Source organism: Bdellovibrio sp. BIS2 (assembly GCF_055398295.1).
Genome location: NZ_AP035879.1, coordinates 1,742,751 through 1,758,107 on the forward strand (window position 1 = coordinate 1,742,751; position 15,357 = coordinate 1,758,107).

At 51.4% G+C, this 15,357-nt stretch carries 19 protein-coding genes; 10 read left to right on the top strand and 9 right to left on the bottom strand.

The features are described from left to right. Positions 1-25 precede the first annotated feature (25 nt). The 8 genes from ACZ520_RS08320 (at position 26) to ACZ520_RS08355 (ending at position 6,524) form a co-directional block, all read left to right on the top strand. On the top strand, positions 26-403 hold the full coding sequence (locus ACZ520_RS08320) for a RidA family protein (protein ID WP_088565413.1): 378 nt from the start codon (positions 26-28) through the stop codon (positions 401-403). Further along, positions 390-965, top strand: a complete 576-nt coding sequence (locus tag ACZ520_RS08325) for a YdcF family protein (protein ID WP_088565412.1) — start codon at positions 390-392, stop codon at positions 963-965. The genes ACZ520_RS08320 and ACZ520_RS08325 overlap by 14 nt, the downstream gene beginning before the upstream one ends. Positions 966-1,036: 71 nt before the next feature. Then, complete coding sequence (locus ACZ520_RS08330; RefSeq protein ID WP_374035649.1) at positions 1,037-1,861, top strand: MlaE family ABC transporter permease; 825 nt, start codon at positions 1,037-1,039, stop codon at positions 1,859-1,861. Beyond that, positions 1,861-2,571, top strand: coding sequence for a cell division ATP-binding protein FtsE (locus ACZ520_RS08335; RefSeq protein WP_374035650.1), 711 nt, complete (start codon positions 1,861-1,863; stop codon positions 2,569-2,571). The genes ACZ520_RS08330 and ACZ520_RS08335 overlap by 1 nt, the downstream gene beginning before the upstream one ends. Further along, positions 2,568-3,521: an MlaD family protein gene (locus ACZ520_RS08340; protein WP_374035651.1), complete on the top strand. Its 954-nt coding sequence runs from the start codon at positions 2,568-2,570 to the stop codon at positions 3,519-3,521. The genes ACZ520_RS08335 and ACZ520_RS08340 overlap by 4 nt, the downstream gene beginning before the upstream one ends. Positions 3,522-3,656: 135 nt before the next feature. Further along, positions 3,657-4,442, top strand: coding sequence for a substrate-binding periplasmic protein (locus ACZ520_RS08345; protein WP_464128094.1), 786 nt, complete (start codon positions 3,657-3,659; stop codon positions 4,440-4,442). Beyond that, entirely contained in the window at positions 4,439-5,236 is a 798-nt protein-coding gene (locus ACZ520_RS08350) for a substrate-binding periplasmic protein (protein WP_464128097.1), read from the top strand. The genes ACZ520_RS08345 and ACZ520_RS08350 overlap by 4 nt, the downstream gene beginning before the upstream one ends. Positions 5,237-5,273: 37 nt before the next feature. After that, positions 5,274-6,524 carry an FtsX-like permease family protein gene (locus tag ACZ520_RS08355; RefSeq protein WP_464128099.1) on the top strand — a complete coding sequence of 417 codons (1,251 nt, stop codon included), beginning with the start codon at positions 5,274-5,276 and terminating at the stop codon, positions 6,522-6,524. An 8-nt stretch (positions 6,525-6,532) separates the two neighbouring features. Here ACZ520_RS08355 and ACZ520_RS08360 read toward each other — a convergent pair whose 3' ends face one another. Beyond that, a complete protein-coding gene (locus ACZ520_RS08360) occupies positions 6,533-7,354 on the bottom strand; it encodes a 2,3,4,5-tetrahydropyridine-2,6-dicarboxylate N-succinyltransferase (RefSeq protein ID WP_464128102.1) in 822 nt (273 codons plus the stop codon). Between the two features lie 12 nt (positions 7,355-7,366). After that, on the bottom strand, positions 7,367-8,014 hold the full coding sequence (locus tag ACZ520_RS08365) for a M14 family zinc carboxypeptidase (protein ID WP_011164240.1): 648 nt from the start codon (positions 8,012-8,014) through the stop codon (positions 7,367-7,369). Positions 8,015-8,058: 44 nt separating this feature from the next. Between ACZ520_RS08365 and lysA the strand changes: the two genes are divergently transcribed. Next, on the top strand, positions 8,059-9,234 hold the full coding sequence (lysA, locus tag ACZ520_RS08370) for a diaminopimelate decarboxylase (protein ID WP_416480757.1): 1,176 nt from the start codon (positions 8,059-8,061) through the stop codon (positions 9,232-9,234). Here lysA and murI read toward each other — a convergent pair. The 3 genes from murI to ACZ520_RS08385 are packed head-to-tail and all read right to left on the bottom strand — an operon-like array spanning position 9,231 to position 11,648. Then, positions 9,231-10,037, bottom strand: coding sequence for a glutamate racemase (murI, locus tag ACZ520_RS08375; protein ID WP_374035658.1), 807 nt, complete (start codon positions 10,035-10,037; stop codon positions 9,231-9,233). The genes lysA and murI overlap by 4 nt on opposite strands. A gap of 2 nt (positions 10,038-10,039) precedes the next feature. Then, entirely contained in the window at positions 10,040-11,089 is a 1,050-nt protein-coding gene (locus ACZ520_RS08380; RefSeq protein WP_464128108.1) for a guanosine monophosphate reductase, read from the bottom strand. Next, positions 11,073-11,648, bottom strand: a complete 576-nt coding sequence (locus tag ACZ520_RS08385) for a hypothetical protein (protein WP_374032802.1) — start codon at positions 11,646-11,648, stop codon at positions 11,073-11,075. The genes ACZ520_RS08380 and ACZ520_RS08385 overlap by 17 nt, the downstream gene beginning before the upstream one ends. 213 nt (positions 11,649-11,861) lie before the next feature. Here ACZ520_RS08385 and ACZ520_RS08390 point away from each other — a divergent pair, with 213 nt between their 5' ends. Then, positions 11,862-12,740, top strand: a complete 879-nt coding sequence (locus ACZ520_RS08390; RefSeq protein ID WP_088565404.1) for an SDR family oxidoreductase — start codon at positions 11,862-11,864, stop codon at positions 12,738-12,740. Here the strand turns inward: ACZ520_RS08390 and ACZ520_RS08395 are convergent. The 4 genes from ACZ520_RS08395 to ACZ520_RS08410 form a co-directional block, all read right to left on the bottom strand. After that, positions 12,732-12,992 (bottom strand): hypothetical protein, encoded by a 261-nt coding sequence (locus ACZ520_RS08395; RefSeq protein ID WP_088565403.1) that lies wholly within the window; start codon positions 12,990-12,992, stop codon positions 12,732-12,734. The genes ACZ520_RS08390 and ACZ520_RS08395 overlap by 9 nt on opposite strands. A gap of 111 nt (positions 12,993-13,103) precedes the next feature. Further along, the gene (locus ACZ520_RS08400; protein WP_088565402.1) at positions 13,104-13,532 is read right to left on the bottom strand and encodes an SRPBCC family protein; all 429 of its coding nucleotides are present in this window, start codon (positions 13,530-13,532) and stop codon (positions 13,104-13,106) included. Positions 13,533-13,541: 9 nt separating this feature from the next. Further along, complete coding sequence (locus tag ACZ520_RS08405; RefSeq protein WP_417869408.1) at positions 13,542-14,495, bottom strand: hypothetical protein; 954 nt, start codon at positions 14,493-14,495, stop codon at positions 13,542-13,544. A 57-nt stretch (positions 14,496-14,552) separates the two neighbouring features. Beyond that, positions 14,553-15,296 carry a substrate-binding periplasmic protein gene (locus ACZ520_RS08410; protein WP_464128113.1) on the bottom strand — a complete coding sequence of 248 codons (744 nt, stop codon included), beginning with the start codon at positions 15,294-15,296 and terminating at the stop codon, positions 14,553-14,555. Positions 15,297-15,357 lie beyond the last annotated feature (61 nt).

Genomic DNA, 15,357 nt, shown 5'->3' on the forward strand with positions numbered 1-15,357 from the left:
TTCCCAATCTCGAAAAAGGATATTTATGAAAAAAGTTATTCACACAGACAACGCACCTAAAGCTGTTGGTCCTTATTCTCAGGCAATTCAGATCGGCGACATGTTGTTCTGCTCCGGTCAGATTTCCATCGATCCAAAAACAAACGAAGTTTTCACAGGCGATATCAAAACCCAGACTGAAATGGTTTTGAAAAACATCGAAGCGGTCCTGGCAGCTTCCAATATGAAATACAGCAATATCGTGAAAACCACGATCTTCCTGACCAGCATGTCGGACTTTGCAACTGTGAACGAGATCTACGCCAAGGCCTTCACTGACGCTCCTCCGGCGCGTTCGACAGTGGCGGTTGCTGCTTTGCCTAAAGGCGTGAACGTGGAGATCGAAGTCATTGCGCATCGCTAAGTCCCTGTTGAAATCCCGCTCGTTCTGGGCTCTGGCATTCCTGAGCGCGGTGGTGCTTTACCGCTTCGCCGACGAATATCAGAAAGTGCAGAAAGAGCGGATTCAATCCTGGACGAAAACCCCTTCCGCTGACTGCGCGGTTGTCCTGACGGGCGGCGCGGGCAGGGTGCGGGAGGGCTTTGACCTGTTGGCGAATCAGAACGTCAAGAAGCTCGTTATTTCGGGTGTGTATTCCAACGCGCGTCTGCGTGAGATCATGCCCGTGTGGCCCTTTTACGGGAACCTGAGCGAAAACGACGTGGTTCTGGATCGCCGCTCAGAAACCACCTATGGAAATGCCCAGCAAAGTCTTCCGATTGTCGAGGCTTTGAAATGCCGGGACATCCTGCTGGTGACATCAAGGCTTCACATGTACCGGTCGTACCGGACCTTCCGGGCCACGTTCCCGGAAAACATCTATATCGAAAAGCATGCGATTATCGGGGGGCGTTTTGAGTCTTCCGTCTGGGAGTCGGGGTTTGAGGCTCTGAAATCGCTGTTTTACTCTATCTGGGCCTACTAAAACCAGACCTTTGACCAAGACATATTTCAGGCAAATGAACCGATAAATCCTTGAGAAATCGAGGGTGAATCATGACTTCTTTACTGGCGCAAATTGACTCGCTAGGAAGATCAGTAACAAAGAATCTGGAGTACACGGCGCGTGTTCTCTTGATGGTTTACCTTTCTCTGCGTGCAACGATGTTGGACCGCGCTCAGGGCTTCCGCCAGATCGTGGGTGTCATTTCTGCACAAATCTATTTCACGGGCTGGCAGGCGCTGCCGCTGATTTCGGTTCTGGCTCTGGGAACCGGCTCGATCATTCTGCTTCAATCACTGTCCAATCTGTCCCTTTTGGGGGGAACCCAGATGATCGGGAACTTCCTGATTGTCATGATCGTGCGTGAAGCCGGTCCGTTGCTGGTGGCGCTGGTGGTGATTGCGCGCTCGGGGACGGCTGTGGCATCGGAAGTCGGGAACATGCGCGCCAATCGTGAAATCGAGGCCCTGGAAAGCATGGGCATCAACCCGCTGAGCTTTATCGTGTTCCCGCGTGTGCTGGGTGGAATCATCAGCGTCTTGGGACTGGCATTTTATTTCAATTTCATTGCTTTGATTGGTGGTTTCCTGGTCACAAAATTCGTGCAGGATCTGCCGCTGACTTTTTATACGGATTCACTGATGCGCGCCTTTGCCAAAGAGGACGTGCTGATCTTCCTGCTGAAGAACGGTTTCAGCGGGATGATTATTTTTGTGGTGTGCTGCTATCAGGGGCTTTCCGTGAAGCGCAGCCCGCATGAGGTTCCCCAGGTCACGACCCAGGCCGTGGTGAACAGTATCATCTTTGTGGTCGTGTTTAATTTGATTGTGACAGCTTTGTTTTATCTAAATCAACTTCGCAGTTTAGGGGTGGTGTGATGAAAATCGAAAATCTAAAATTTGAAGGCGTGTCTTTCACTCATGAAGGGCAGGAGCCAATAGTTCAGAATGTGGAGTTTGATTTTCCCATGAATGAAATCCTGTGGGTGAAAGCCGATGAAGGCGCGGGGAAAAGCTCCCTGCTGCAGATTCTGGCAGGCCTGCAGATCCCCCAGTCCGGGAAATATCTGATCAACGGTGAAAACGTGGTGGACATGTCCTTTGAAGAGTTTTTGCCGTTCCGACTGAAGATCGGATATTCCTTCGATTATGGCGGTCTTATCAACAACCGCACCTTGTATGACAATTTGATGCTGCCGCTTTTGTACCATAAGGTCATGACGCCGGATGAATGCAAGGCCCGCGTCGAGGCGATGATCAAGGAATTTGGCATCGAGAAGTTTGCGCATGAAAGACCGGCCCATGTTCCGGGTCGCATCCGCAAACTGACCTGTCTGATGCGTGCGGTGGTGATGCAGCCGGAAATGCTTTTGCTGGACGATCCAAGCGTGGGTCTGGGGCAGGACAGCGTTTATATCTTTGCCGATCACATCCACCGCCTGCGCAAAGAGGGACACCTGAAACACATCTTTATCAGTTCCTATGATGAAAAGTTCATGAACCTTTTCAATTATCAGATCATCCACCTGGATGACGGTCAGATTTACTTCCAGGCTGTGGATCCCGAGAAAAGAGTTGTTCATCTATGATGAAAGTGAAGTTCAATAAATTTGAAAGAATTGCCGGCCTTTTTGTGGTTCTGGCCATTGTGGGTGTGATTGTCACGGCCATCAGTGCGGCAGTAAAGCAAGGATGGTTCGAGCCAAAGGTGCGCTTTACCACGACCTTTGAGAATGCCGACGGTATTCATCAGGGAACCCTGGTGCAGATGGCGGGTCTTCGGGCCGGAGCGGTTGAAACTGTGGAGCTGGAAAGTGACAACCGTATTCGCGTGGGTTTTTACGTTCTGGGGAAATTCCAAAACCGCATTCGTGAAAACAGCACAGTGCAGTTGATTCGTCCGTTCATCATCGGTGAGCGGGTGCTGGAACTGACGGTTGGTAACGAAGAGTTTGAAATGATCCCGGATCACAGTGCCGTGAAATCCATTGAAACAGTGGATTTGATGACTTTGATGAGCGGCAAACATCTGAATTCTTATCTGAGCAAACTGGGCGGTATTCTGGAAAGCGTGCAGGTTCTGGTGGATGCGTTTGCGGATAAAAGCCGTGCAGAAAGTCTGGTTCGTGTGATTGACCGTCTGGATCCGCTGGTGAAAAACCTGAACACGATGTCTGTGGAAGTGATCAAACTTTCCAAGCAGGCCACACATGATGATGGTGTTCAGAAACTGGTTGGAAATCTTGCGGTGACCACTCGTGAGATCAACAAGATTCTGCCAGAGCTGAACGAACAAAATCCCGAAATGGCCAAAGACCTTGCGGTGATGACTCAGAACCTGGCTGTGATGACCAAGGCACTGGGACCGGCGGTGAAACAGGTTGAAGGTGAGCTTCCAGGAGCCAGCGTGCGCCTGGTTCAGGCCTTGGATGAGACCGTCGTTGTTTTAAAGGCCATGCAAAAAAGCTTCTTTATGAGAAGCAGTGTTAAAGAAGTCAAAGACGAGGAAACTCAAGATCGACTTCCTGCCAGCAAGTAGTTTCCGCAGGGTTGTGATGTGTCTCACTTTGAGGCACATTACAACATATCAAAAATTCTTTATTACTCTTCAGTAATATTCCAATTCGCACGATAATACCTTTGCTCACAATGTTGAGCATGGGGATGGTTGATCATGCGAAATGTTTTTCGCTTCCTGACAATCTTACTTCTGAACGTATTGCCGGTACAAATGGACGCCAAGACTTTGAAGGTTGCTTTTGGAAGAAGCAAGCCTCCATATATTTATGAGGAAAACGGCGTGGTTCATGGAATAGAAGTGGACCTGGTTCGGGAGATTTTAAAGAATCTGAAGACGCCCCATGAATTCAAAAGTCTGTCTTATTTGCGTCTTGAAACCGAAGCCAACCACGGCGACATCTTTGATATAGTTGTCGGGGTTCGCAACCGCGAGGGTGGTCGCTATTATTCTCAAGCCTTTATGGATCATGAAGTCTGTGCCTTCAGCCTGAAATCGCGCAAGATGTCCATTAAAAGCCCCCGGGATTTGCAGTCGCTGAAAGTGGCGGTGTGGCGCGGAGCCTGGAAGGATCTGGGGTCGGACTTTAAAAGAATTTTTGAGCCGGGATTCAACGGCAAGGTGCCGGTAAATCTTGTGGAGTACCCGCAGACCAAAGACCGCTTCGCCAGCCTGTACAAGGGGGAAGTTGATGTTCTGGTCATGGACCGCTTTATCTTTGAGTGGTATCGCCTGATACCGCAGGAGGGAAATCACTTCACGCAGGACGTGAAGGTGCATGAGATCTTCCCCGAAAATATTCCGGCTTATGTGTCCTTCCGTGATGACAAGATCCGTGATGCTTTCAATCGTGAGCTGAAGCGTTTGCGCGACAGCGGGGATTATGCACGCATGGTAAAGGCCTATACCGGAGAACGTCTGGCGGGGTTGGGTAAAAAATGAAATTGATTCTTGCGCTTTTGTTTTTCTGCTCCGGCGCGGTGGCTGAAGATTCCAAAACATTGTCGGTGGCTTTTGGCAAGGGTCGTCCTCCTTATTCTTTTTCAGAACGCGGCAACACCCGGGGGATTGAAGTGGATCTGGCCATGGAGATTCTGAAGCGTCTGGGATATAAGGTGAAACCTCAGGTGATGTCGCCTTATCGTATCGAGGCTGAGGCCAAACATGGCAACACTTTTGATGTTGTGGTCGGTGTTCCGATAAATGGGGACGGGGCCGGTCATTACTATTCCAAGCCTTTTGTGGCTTACGAAAACTATCTGATTGCCTTAAGGTCCCGAAAAATGGCAGCTAAGAAAATATCTGATTTGGCCGGCGTGCGCGTGGGGGCCTGGCATAATGCCTGGAAGGATCTGGGAAAAGATTTTTCCCGGGTGTTTTCTCCGAAAGCCAACGGACGACTGCCTGATAACTATCGCGAATTTGTTCGCCAGGAGGAACAGGTCAGAGCCTTGTGGAGTGGAGAGATTGATGCTCTGGTGATGGATCGCTATATTTTTGGCTGGTTCCGAATGACTTTGTCCTCCCAGGTAAACACGGGTGTGGATGTTGATGTCTTTGATTTATTCCCGGAGGTGAATCACAGTTATGTGGCCTTTAGGGATGCCAAGTTGCGATCGGCTTTCGATAAAGAGCTTGAACGTCTGCGCCAAAGCGGGGAATACGACAGTATTGTGCGGATTTACGTGGGTGAACGCCTTGCCGCCATGCTTAAAAGTGGTCCCAAGGCCCATTGACGCTTGAATCCAGGTCCCCAGGCTCTATGATGGGGGAATGTTAGTCGGCCACCTTTTCCGTCATTTCATTTTTTCTCCGCGAGCAGGTTCTTTGGTGAAGCGCATCGCCTGGTTGTCCATGATTGGGATCACAATCAGTGTGACGGCGTTCCTGGTGGTTTTATTTGTCATGAATGGCATGAATGCCAGCATTCATAAACGCATTCTGGGTCTGGAGCCGCACTTGTATGTGCAGGTGGCCGGAGCCGACACTGCACAAAGCCTTGAATCCAGTCCCGCATTTCAGCGCCTGCAGGAAGATCCTGCCAACCGCGCTTATGTGTATGAAACCATGGATGTCATCATTCGCAGTCAGGACGGACAGTTCCGCGGTGGCATCGCACGTGGGGTGACCCGGGAAAGTCTTGAGCACTTCATTGAGCAGCTTCAGCGCATTGATCGTAAAGCCAGCGACACGAGTTCCCCTGCTTACTTCTGGGATCCCCAGGATGTTCCGGGGCGTGGCGAAGTGGTGATGGGTGTGGATCTGGCTCAGTCCCTGGGTGTCTTTGAAGGGGATTTCCTGACCGTGGTGTCGCCTTCGGGATTGTTGTTGCCTCCGGGGGAAACTCCAAAGTTTGAAAGGGTGCGCATCAAGCGCATTGTCACCACCAGTTTGCCGGATCTGGATGGGCAGTATATTTTCTATCAGCGCGGTGAAGCTTTGAATGCCCTGGTGAATGAGGGCTTGCGCAAAAACGGGATCGAAGTGTGGTTGCCGGACGAGGGGCGCATCGAATCTGTCAAAGAAGATCTGATGAAGTTTGAAGGTGTCAGTGTCGAGACCTGGATGGATCGCAATTCCGCATTGCTGTATGCGCTGAAGCTTGAAAAGCTGACCATTGGGATTTTCCTGGGGCTGGCCGGTATGATTGCGGGAAGCTCCATTCTGACGGTGTTGGCCCTGTTGTTGTCGCAGAAAAAACGCGACATCGCGATTTTGCGCACGATTGGTTTTTCATCCCGGCAGACAGTGCGCACGTTCACACAGATCGGCTTTTTCCTGGCCGGCATAGGTGTTGTGGGCGGCGTTGTGCTGGGGACGGGGTTGAGTCTTTATATTCAGGCCAATCCGATTCAGTTCCTGCCTTCGGATGTCTACTATGACTCTTCCATCCCGGCGCTGGTCAACTATGGCCTGGTCTTTGGGGTTCTGATTGTCAGTGGATTGATTGCCCTGCTGGGCTCTTATATCCCAGCAAGAACGGCTGCAGAAGTGCAGCCGTCCGATGCTTTAAGAATGAAATAATTTAAAAACTAAACGCTCACCTGATGGTCGCGAAGAGCATCGGTCAGGGAGGTCTTAAGGTCTGTGCTGGCTTTGCGTTTACCGATGATCAGCGCGCAAGGGACTCCGTAAGAGCCTGCTGCGAAGTCTTTCATCTGGGTGCCTGGGATCACCACGGAATTGGATGGCACGCGGCCTTTGTATTCCACAGGTGTTGAGCCGGTCACATCGATGATTTTAGTGCTGGCCGTGATGGTCACACCCGCACCCAGAACGGCGCCTTCTTCAATGACAGCCCCTTCAACCACGATGCAACGGCTGCCGATAAAGGCATTGTCTTCGACAATCACCGGGGAGGCTTGAATCGGCTCCAGTACGCCGCCGATTCCCACGCCGCCAGAAAGGTGCACATTTTTACCGATCTGAGCGCAAGATCCCACTGTGGCCCAGGTGTCCACCATGGTGCCGGAACCCACATAAGCTCCGATGTTCACGTAAGAGGGCATCAGGATCGCACCTTTTTCAATGAAGCAGCCCTTGCGCGCCACGGCCGGTGGCACCACGCGCACGCCGTCTTCTTCCGACCAGCGTTTCAATGGAATTTTGTCAAAAAAGGCAATGTCGCCCGCATTCATTGGTTCCATTTTCTGAATACGGAAATAAAGCAGGATGGCCTTTTTGATCCATTCGTTGGTGATCCATTTGCCGTCTTGCTTTTGGCAAACGCGCAATGTGCCGGAATCCAGGCCTTCGATGGTTTCAAAAACGGTTTTCAACTCGGCAGTTGAAAGTTGATCGATCGTTTTTCCGCCTTGAATTTCGGTCCAAAGTTTTGAGACTTGTTCTTGCATGGTGTTCCTTCCTTATTCCAGTACTTTCAAAGATTCCAGGATTGCCGGGACGTGGATTTCGATGATTTTTTCAGCCGAAAGACCGCGTTCGATTTCGTAAGTCAGGGTCGGGCAGTTTCTTTCAAGGCCCGCGTAAGTGCCCAGGCAGCCGGGGGTTGGATACCCGATGTCGTCGTCGATCTTGTAACCCGTCAGACGGGACAAAACTTCCGCCACCGGGCGACAGTCGCCATTCACATTCAGCACCGGGTGCCACGAGTGCAGTGACAAAACATACACCGGCTTTTTTTCATCCAGATAAGTCATCAGGCCGTGGTTTTCTTTTTCGCTGCCGGCAAACGGTCCCGGGTGATAGCGCGGAGTTTTCACTTCCGGTGACCAGTCCTTCGTTGGCAGGTTGCGGTTCAGATCCACACCATTGCCGTTGCCGCGGGTTTTGAAGATCACACCTTCAAGGTTGAACTGCGGCACCAGGGTGATGTTGAGTTTGTATGGATTGGAGTTCATGAAGTGCTTCAGCAGCTCTTGCGCGGCGATAACACCTTCGACCTCGTCGCCATGAACGCCGCCCAGAATCAGAACCTCAGGGCCGTTGTTGTTGAAGTGCCAGGCCGGTACCGGCAAACCTTTGGAAGTGTAAGTAAAAATAGAAGTTTTCATGACAAATCATCCTTCATGGGCCATCATACTAGCACGAGGTTTTCGTGGAATACATCAATAATGAATTGTGTCTTGGTCCGTTAAAAAAGCCACTTTTGCCCCTGGTGGCCAATTACATGCGCCCCATTTATGTCTACGATCTTGATTCTGTCGCCCAAAGGTATCAGGCGATGTCTCAGGCTTTGAAGGGGACTCGTCTTTTTTTCGCAGTGAAGTCCAACCCCAATCCTGGTGTTCTGCAAAAACTGAAAAGCCTTGGCGCCGGAGCCGACGTAGTTTCTTTGGGCGAGATCAAGCGCGCCCTGGAATGCGGCTTTTCTCCGCAGGACATTGTCTATAGTGGTGTGGGGAAAACCAAATTTGAACTGACCGAGGCACTGAAGCTCGGCATTTATCAGATCAACGTGGAAAGCCTGCCGGAGCTTGAACGCATCGGAATGCTGGGTCGTGAACTGAAAAAGAAGGCTCAGGTGGCTTTGCGCCTGAATCCGGATGTGGATATCAATACGCACCCCTATATTGCGACAGGGTTGAAAGACAATAAATTCGGCATGGAGCGCTCGATGGTGCCGGCCCTGGTGAAATGCCTAAAAAACTATTCGGATTCAATTGATCTGGTGGGCGTCAGTCTGCATCTGGGATCGCAAATGCTGGAATTCTCCGGTTACGATGAGGCCCTGAAAAGACTGAAGAACGTGTACCTTGAGTTAAAGGCAGAATTCCCCACTTTGAAAAAATTCGACTTCGGCGGGGGCTTGGGTATTTTCTACGATCGCGTGGATCTTCAACTGGAAGAATCCCTGTTGCAGAAGTACGCGCAAATCACTCTGGAAAATCTATCTGATCTGAATTGTGAACTGCAGGCCGAGCCTGGCCGCTGGCTGGTGGCTCATTGCGGGGCTTTGATCACGCAAGTGCAGTACATCAAAGAAACCAGTGCGAAAACTTTTGTGATTGTGGATGCGGGAATGAATCATCTGATTCGTCCATCATTGTACGAAGCCACTCACCGTATTGAACCGCTGAAAAGAACGGACGCGGCCTTTGTGGTGGATGTTGTGGGACCGATCTGTGAGTCTTCGGATTTCTTTGCGAAAGAAATTTCACTGACAAAAGTGCAAGAAGGCGACTTTGTGGCGATTATGGATTCCGGGGCCTACGGCTATTCCATGGCCAGCGTCTATAACCTGCAGGAGCTGCCTTTGGAGATTTGTATTTAAACGTCGACGACCGCGTACTGATCGGCTTTGGCGGGTTTTAATATCCGCTGGGCCATTTCAGTGAAGTGCGCGGAAGAATCCGTCGTCATGATGTCAATGCGACGGGGTTCATTGCTTTTATTCGGGCCCAGTCGGCCACTCTTGAAATCGCGCGACAGCCACTGCGCAATCGCTTCGCCGGAATCCACCAGTTCAATCGAGCTTCCAGTCACCCGGGCAATGGAATTTTTCAAAATCGGATAATGAGTGCAGCCCAAGATCAACGTGTCGATATGGTTCTGCAACAGCGGGCTTAAATAACGGAAGACAATCAGATTGGTGACGGGATCTGCGTCCCAGCCTTCTTCCGCCAGCGGAACGAACAGCGGGCAGGCCTGGTCAAAGACCTGCGCCTGCGGATCCAGGGAATGAATTTTGTGAGTGTAAGCCTGGCTGTTGACGGTGGCACGGGTGGCCAGCACGCCGATGCGTTTGCCGGAGGAAAGCTCCAGTGCGCGCTGAGATCCAGGTTCAATCACATTGTAAATCGGCAGGCCATCGATCTCGCGTTCGGGCACTTGGCTTGAAGCCGTGTTGCAGGCAATCACGATGGCTTTGACGTTTTGTTTTTCCAGGAACTGGATGATCTGTTCTGAATACTTGCGAATGGTTTGTGGGGATTTCGAGCCATAGGGAAGGCGAGCGGTGTCGCCTACATATAAGAAACTTTCATGAGGAAACTGCAGCGCCAGCTCTTTTAGAACTGTCAAGCCGCCGATGCCTGAATCGAAAACACCTATGGGACGGGAATCCTGGTCTGCCATTCTTAGTTTTTCACTCCGTGTGCGCGAGACTCAGCAATACCATTGGAAGACATTTCCATAAAGAGGGCTTTGTCTTTAATTTCAGCAATGCTTGTCGCATTGATATAGCTCATGCCGCTGCGGATGCCGCCAGTGACTTCCAGGATCACGTCTTTAACGTGGCCTTTGACGGTCACTTGAGTCGATTCCCCTTCAGGAGCCATGCCCTCAGGCACGCCACCGCGCCAGGAATCCTGAGCGGATCTGGAGGCCATGCCACGGTATTGTTTTTTACCGTTTTTGATTTCCCCCGGAGTTTCAATCGTGCCAGACAGCATGCTACCAAGCATCACAGTGCTTGCACCCGCCGCGAAGGCTTTCACCATGTCGCCGGAAGTGCGGATACCACCGTCAGCAATCACTGGAACGCCGTAAGATTCACCGATCTCTGCGCACAGGCCAATTGCAGTCAGTTGCGGCACACCACAGCCGGTGATGATACGCGTGGTGCACATCGAACCCGGTCCGATGCCCACTTTGATGGCGTCTGCACCAGCTTCGATCAGATCACGAGCCGCATCCGGAGTTGCCAGATTTCCGGCGATCAGATCGACCTGCGGGTATTGGTCCTTCAGCCACTTCATGGTTTCCATCATTTGCACAGAGTGACCGTGAGCGATGTCGATAGTGATGATGTTCACACCGGCTTCGACCAAGGCTTTTGCACGAGTCTTGAATTCTTCACCCACACCAACACTGCCAGAAATCACTTTCACGCCGTTTTCTTTCAGGCGGCGGGCTTGGGCAGCTTGTTCTTCGATGTCCAGGAAGCGGTGAAGAATCCCCAAGCCACCCAGTTGGTTCATCGCGTAGGCCATGTCATATTCAGTGACCATATCCATGTTGGCACTCACGATCGGAGTTTCAATTGTGAAGTTCTTGGTCACTTTGGAGGTCAGGCGCGGATCACGGCGGGAACGCACGTCAGATCTTGCCGGGATGATCAGCACGTCATCGAAGGTCAGGCCTTTGCCGCGATTCTTGATATCTTTCCAGTTAAACATGAGCGTCATGACGTCTTACCTCGCTTCTAAAAATATTGAACAGAATGTGAGTTGAAACCAAAAGCAAATACGTATCCAGCGCTGAAAGAATCAGGCTTTGCACCGGGGTTTTCCACAGCAGGCGGTAGGCATCAAAAATGGTGGTCAGAATTCCCGGAATAAACAGATGGAACAAAATCAGAATCGACAAAATCACAAACCAGCGGCGACGAACAATAAGGGCTGAGCCCTTCAGGGCATCGACTTTCCCCTCATCGTATTGCGGGCTTGAGGTCACCACAAACGGCACCATCGAAAGCTCCACATATTTCCAGATTCCCGGAAGAATCAGCAGCAGTGTCCACTGCAGGGTCTTTCCCCAGGCGCGCAGGGTTTCGATATACATTTGATTCAGATTCTTCGCCCAGAAATCCTGAAGCGTTTTGGTGGAGGAATCCAGATTGTTCAGTGCGTACAGGGCGATGCTGACCAGCAGAACCGGGAACAGGATGCTGCTTAAGATCGAGAAAAAGCCATAGTAAATCACCTGGGCTTGAACTCCCAAGGGGTCACGAAGGGCGGTTTCCATTTTGAGGTTTAGATACTGGTCTATGTTGCTCGACAGAACGACCAGCGCGAACAGGGGCAAGAAAACTTTTTTAAAGACCTTCAGGTTCTCGGCAAAAAAATTCACTTAAGTATTTACATCCCTAAAGCCTGTTTGAGTCAAGCGGACTCTTGCTAAGAAACAGATGACGTTCAGGCCCAAGAATTTGTCATAATAAAGACTCTGGGAGGCTTTATGGAACTGCGAATTATGGTGACCGGTGCCACCGGAACCATGGGGACGGAGTTGGTTCGCCAACTGCATTCCATGGGCCGAGAGGTGGTCGCTGTCAGCCGGGATCTGGAACGCTTGCCAAAGGATATCAAGGGGATGCAGGTCCCACTTGAGAACCGCTATCTTTTGGAGCAGGCCTTCCGCGATGTCGATGTCTTGGTGTTTATCCAGCCTCTTTGTGAAAATATGATTCAGCAGGCCGAAAATGTCGTCGGGGCTGCCAAAGCCTCCGGAGTGCAGTTTGTCTTAAAAGTCTCGGGTTTGGGGGCATCCCCGGTGTCCCGGTATTTGTATCAGCGAATTCAGGGCGAAGCTGACGAGATCCTGATTCAAAGTGGGCTGCGCTATTGTTTGCTGAAACCCAACATCTACATGCAATGCTTCCTGAAATCGCACTATGAATCCCTGATGGCCGGCACGCTTTATCTGCCTCAAGGGGAAGGGCGAACGTCCTATGTGGATGCCCGTGATGTGGCCGATGTGGCGGCGTTCCTGTTGCAGGACCCGTGGCGCTATCAAAAAAGGGAGCTGGTGCTGACCGGGGAACGAGCCCTTTCCAATGCCGAGGCCGTGTCGATCATTTCCCACTATGCGCGACGACGGGTGTCCTATGTTCCGGTGACCGAAGAGGCCGCCAGAAAGACTTTCAATCGCGAAGAGTCGTCGTGGATGATGGAGGCGCAGATGAGCCTGCACAGAGCCGCCCGGGAAGGGGCTGTGGCGGAAGTGTCCGGAGTGCTGAGAAAGATTCTGGGACACGATCCTCGCAGCTTTGAAGAGTTCTGCGAGGATATGAAAAAGGCCTGGGTTTTACCCGAGCCCCAGGAAGGATTACTCTGACCAAAGTTCGCGAACATCCAGGATTTCACATTTTGGACTGGTGGTCACTTCAGAGGCCGCGTCGCCACCGTAATAGTTTGTGCGCACATGGTAAACCTTGTCGCCGGTCTCCAGTTCTTTTTGGAACTGTATCAGACGCACCTGATATCCCTGTTGACGGAAGTGATTTTCCACCTGCCAGGAACAGGATTTCGATTTTGCGAAAGAGACAGAGGATAGCAAAACAGTTGCGATAACGGCGAAAGTCTTCATGAAAAGCCCCTTGTTACTTGTTTGCAGTGACTTGGTTTCGGGGCTTTTATAAGAGGCCTTGGGGCCATTTACCAGTTAGGATTTTGTTTGGAAAACGTTTCAAAATTTTCTTCAATCATCCAGGTACGATTTAAGCTCTTTCAGGTGATAACCCCAGCCAACCTTGAAGTCCTTGATGGTTTTGGTGCGGATTTCTGCCGGCAGAGTGTCCCAGCCGGAGTGTTCCAGTGACAGAACACGTTCTTTGCCTGTGTCTTCAATGGTGAAAGTGCACTCAGTGATGGCGGTTTTGGGCCAGCTTTTTTCCCGCCAGGTGAAGGTGATGAACTGCTCTTTCTTGAGTTTAACCACTTTGCCGGAGGCCATTTGTTTATCGCCTTCATCATCCATCCACGGCTCTTTAAAGGCACCGCCGACTTTGGGCTCCAGCACAACAGATTCGCTCCACCAGTTTTCAAGTTCCCCGCGATCCGTCAGGGCATTCCAGATCCAGCCGCTGCTGGCTTTAAGCTTAATGGATAATTCAATGCTGTCTTTCATCGGGAACTCCTAAGGTGAGGAACTGCATTGATCTTGCGACAAATATTCCTGGGAGGCAAACACCTGTTTTTTCAGGAATTCGTATTTTTGCGGCTGAAGCTCTTTCAATCGGCGCCCCGTAAATCGATAGGCCACCACGGATTCCGCAAAGTCTTCGGACGGGTTCAGCTTCCCGTATTCAGAAACAGCTTTGGAGGGATCCCGCAGTGTGTATTCACGGTAAAGGACGCCTTTCACGGTGCGGTTGGTTTCCTGCCAGCCTCCCAGGCGCAGCCATTCAGCCGAAGTATCAAGCTTTCCACGATAGGCCAGCGTGTGTCCCAGTTCATGCAAAAAGGTCTGCTGCCGTTCCGGGGCGGAAAGTTCATTCCACAGGTCAAAGACTTCCATACTGGCGTTGGCCACCACGTCCTGACCGAAGCCATAGCGTGCGCCACGCGTGAAGTGGATCAGGCGTTTGTTGTATTCCACCGGATAAAGATGCAAGGGATAGTCGGCCAAAGCCTGCAGGATCTCGTTCAGCTCATCAGAGCGCCAGGGCGAGGCCAGCTTGGTGCGCAGGTGCGAACCGTTAAAACCAAAGGTCTTTAGCAGATACAGCAGTTGCACCCCTTCGTTATCGCCATAGATTTTTTTAACAGCGCAAAGAACCTTGTCGCAGGCAATGGTGAAGGTCAGCTCGGGACGGCCCCGCAGGCTGATATCGAGTTTGTGCAGATCCGAGAAAAGCTCCAACAGTGCGGGCTTTTCATTCTTAAAGCTGATGCCGTGAAGGGTCCTGGAAACCCCGGGGCCAGGCAGGCTCAGCGCGGACTCCATGGCGTGCGCCGAAGGGGCTCCTGGTGTTTTGCAGGGGGCTTTTTCCACGTCTTCGGCTGTGGCAGCCCACCAATTCAGCTCCTCGGCGCGGGCGGATCCGGCGACGGTCAGAACGAGGGCTGTCAGGAGCAAAAGGGCTTTCATGGGACCTAGATCGCAGGAAGCTCCATATGAGTCAAGAAGGGGCGGGGGGTGCCGGGTTTAATTGTAGGATTTGAGGATTTTTTCCAAGGTTCCGTTTTTCTTGATGGTGTCGATGGCCCGGTTCAGCTCTTCCAGAGTGATGGGGGCTTTGCGGGAAAGAGCGCACTTGGTGATAACTTCATCCATTCCCAGGTCGGCGGATTCAAGGCTGGGATAGATCTTCTTGTAGTAGTCGAACTCCAGGTTCGACATGATGATGTAGTCGATGCGCCCATTCAGCAGCTTTTGGATATTGCTTTCATTGTTGGGCCCGTCCTCGCGCAGAATCAGACCTTTTTTGAAATAGTCGTCCATGGACTGGTAAATGAAATTCAAAACCCCGCCGACACGTTTGCCGTAAAGGTCCTTGGCTTTCGCGATGGGTTTTCCCCCGATGTACACAATCAGATTGGAGCTGTGATAAAGATCGTGGCTCCAGTCAACGGCCTCCCGGATCGCCGGCTGCCAGACTTCATTGAGGTGACAGACCAGATGGACGTTCCCCGAGGTCAGGTTTGAAGCCACCCGGCTTTTGGGTAAAAGTATCCACGTGGGGCTGAGATGAAGTTCCTTGAAGATCGCCAATCCCAGGTCCCGCAGCACTCCGCCCTCAAGCTTCGGAGTATTCTGAACTCGCTCTACATTAATCAAAGGCATGGCGTAATTGGAGTTGATGCCATAGCGAACGGCCTTTGGCCCTGGAGATTTTGCCAAAGAACATGTCGGGATCAGAATGAAGGCCAAGGCCATCAATGCGTTCATGAAGCTAAGGTCATACAGCCACGGACTGTTGTCACTGCCTTTTTCGGGGGAGAGACTATTA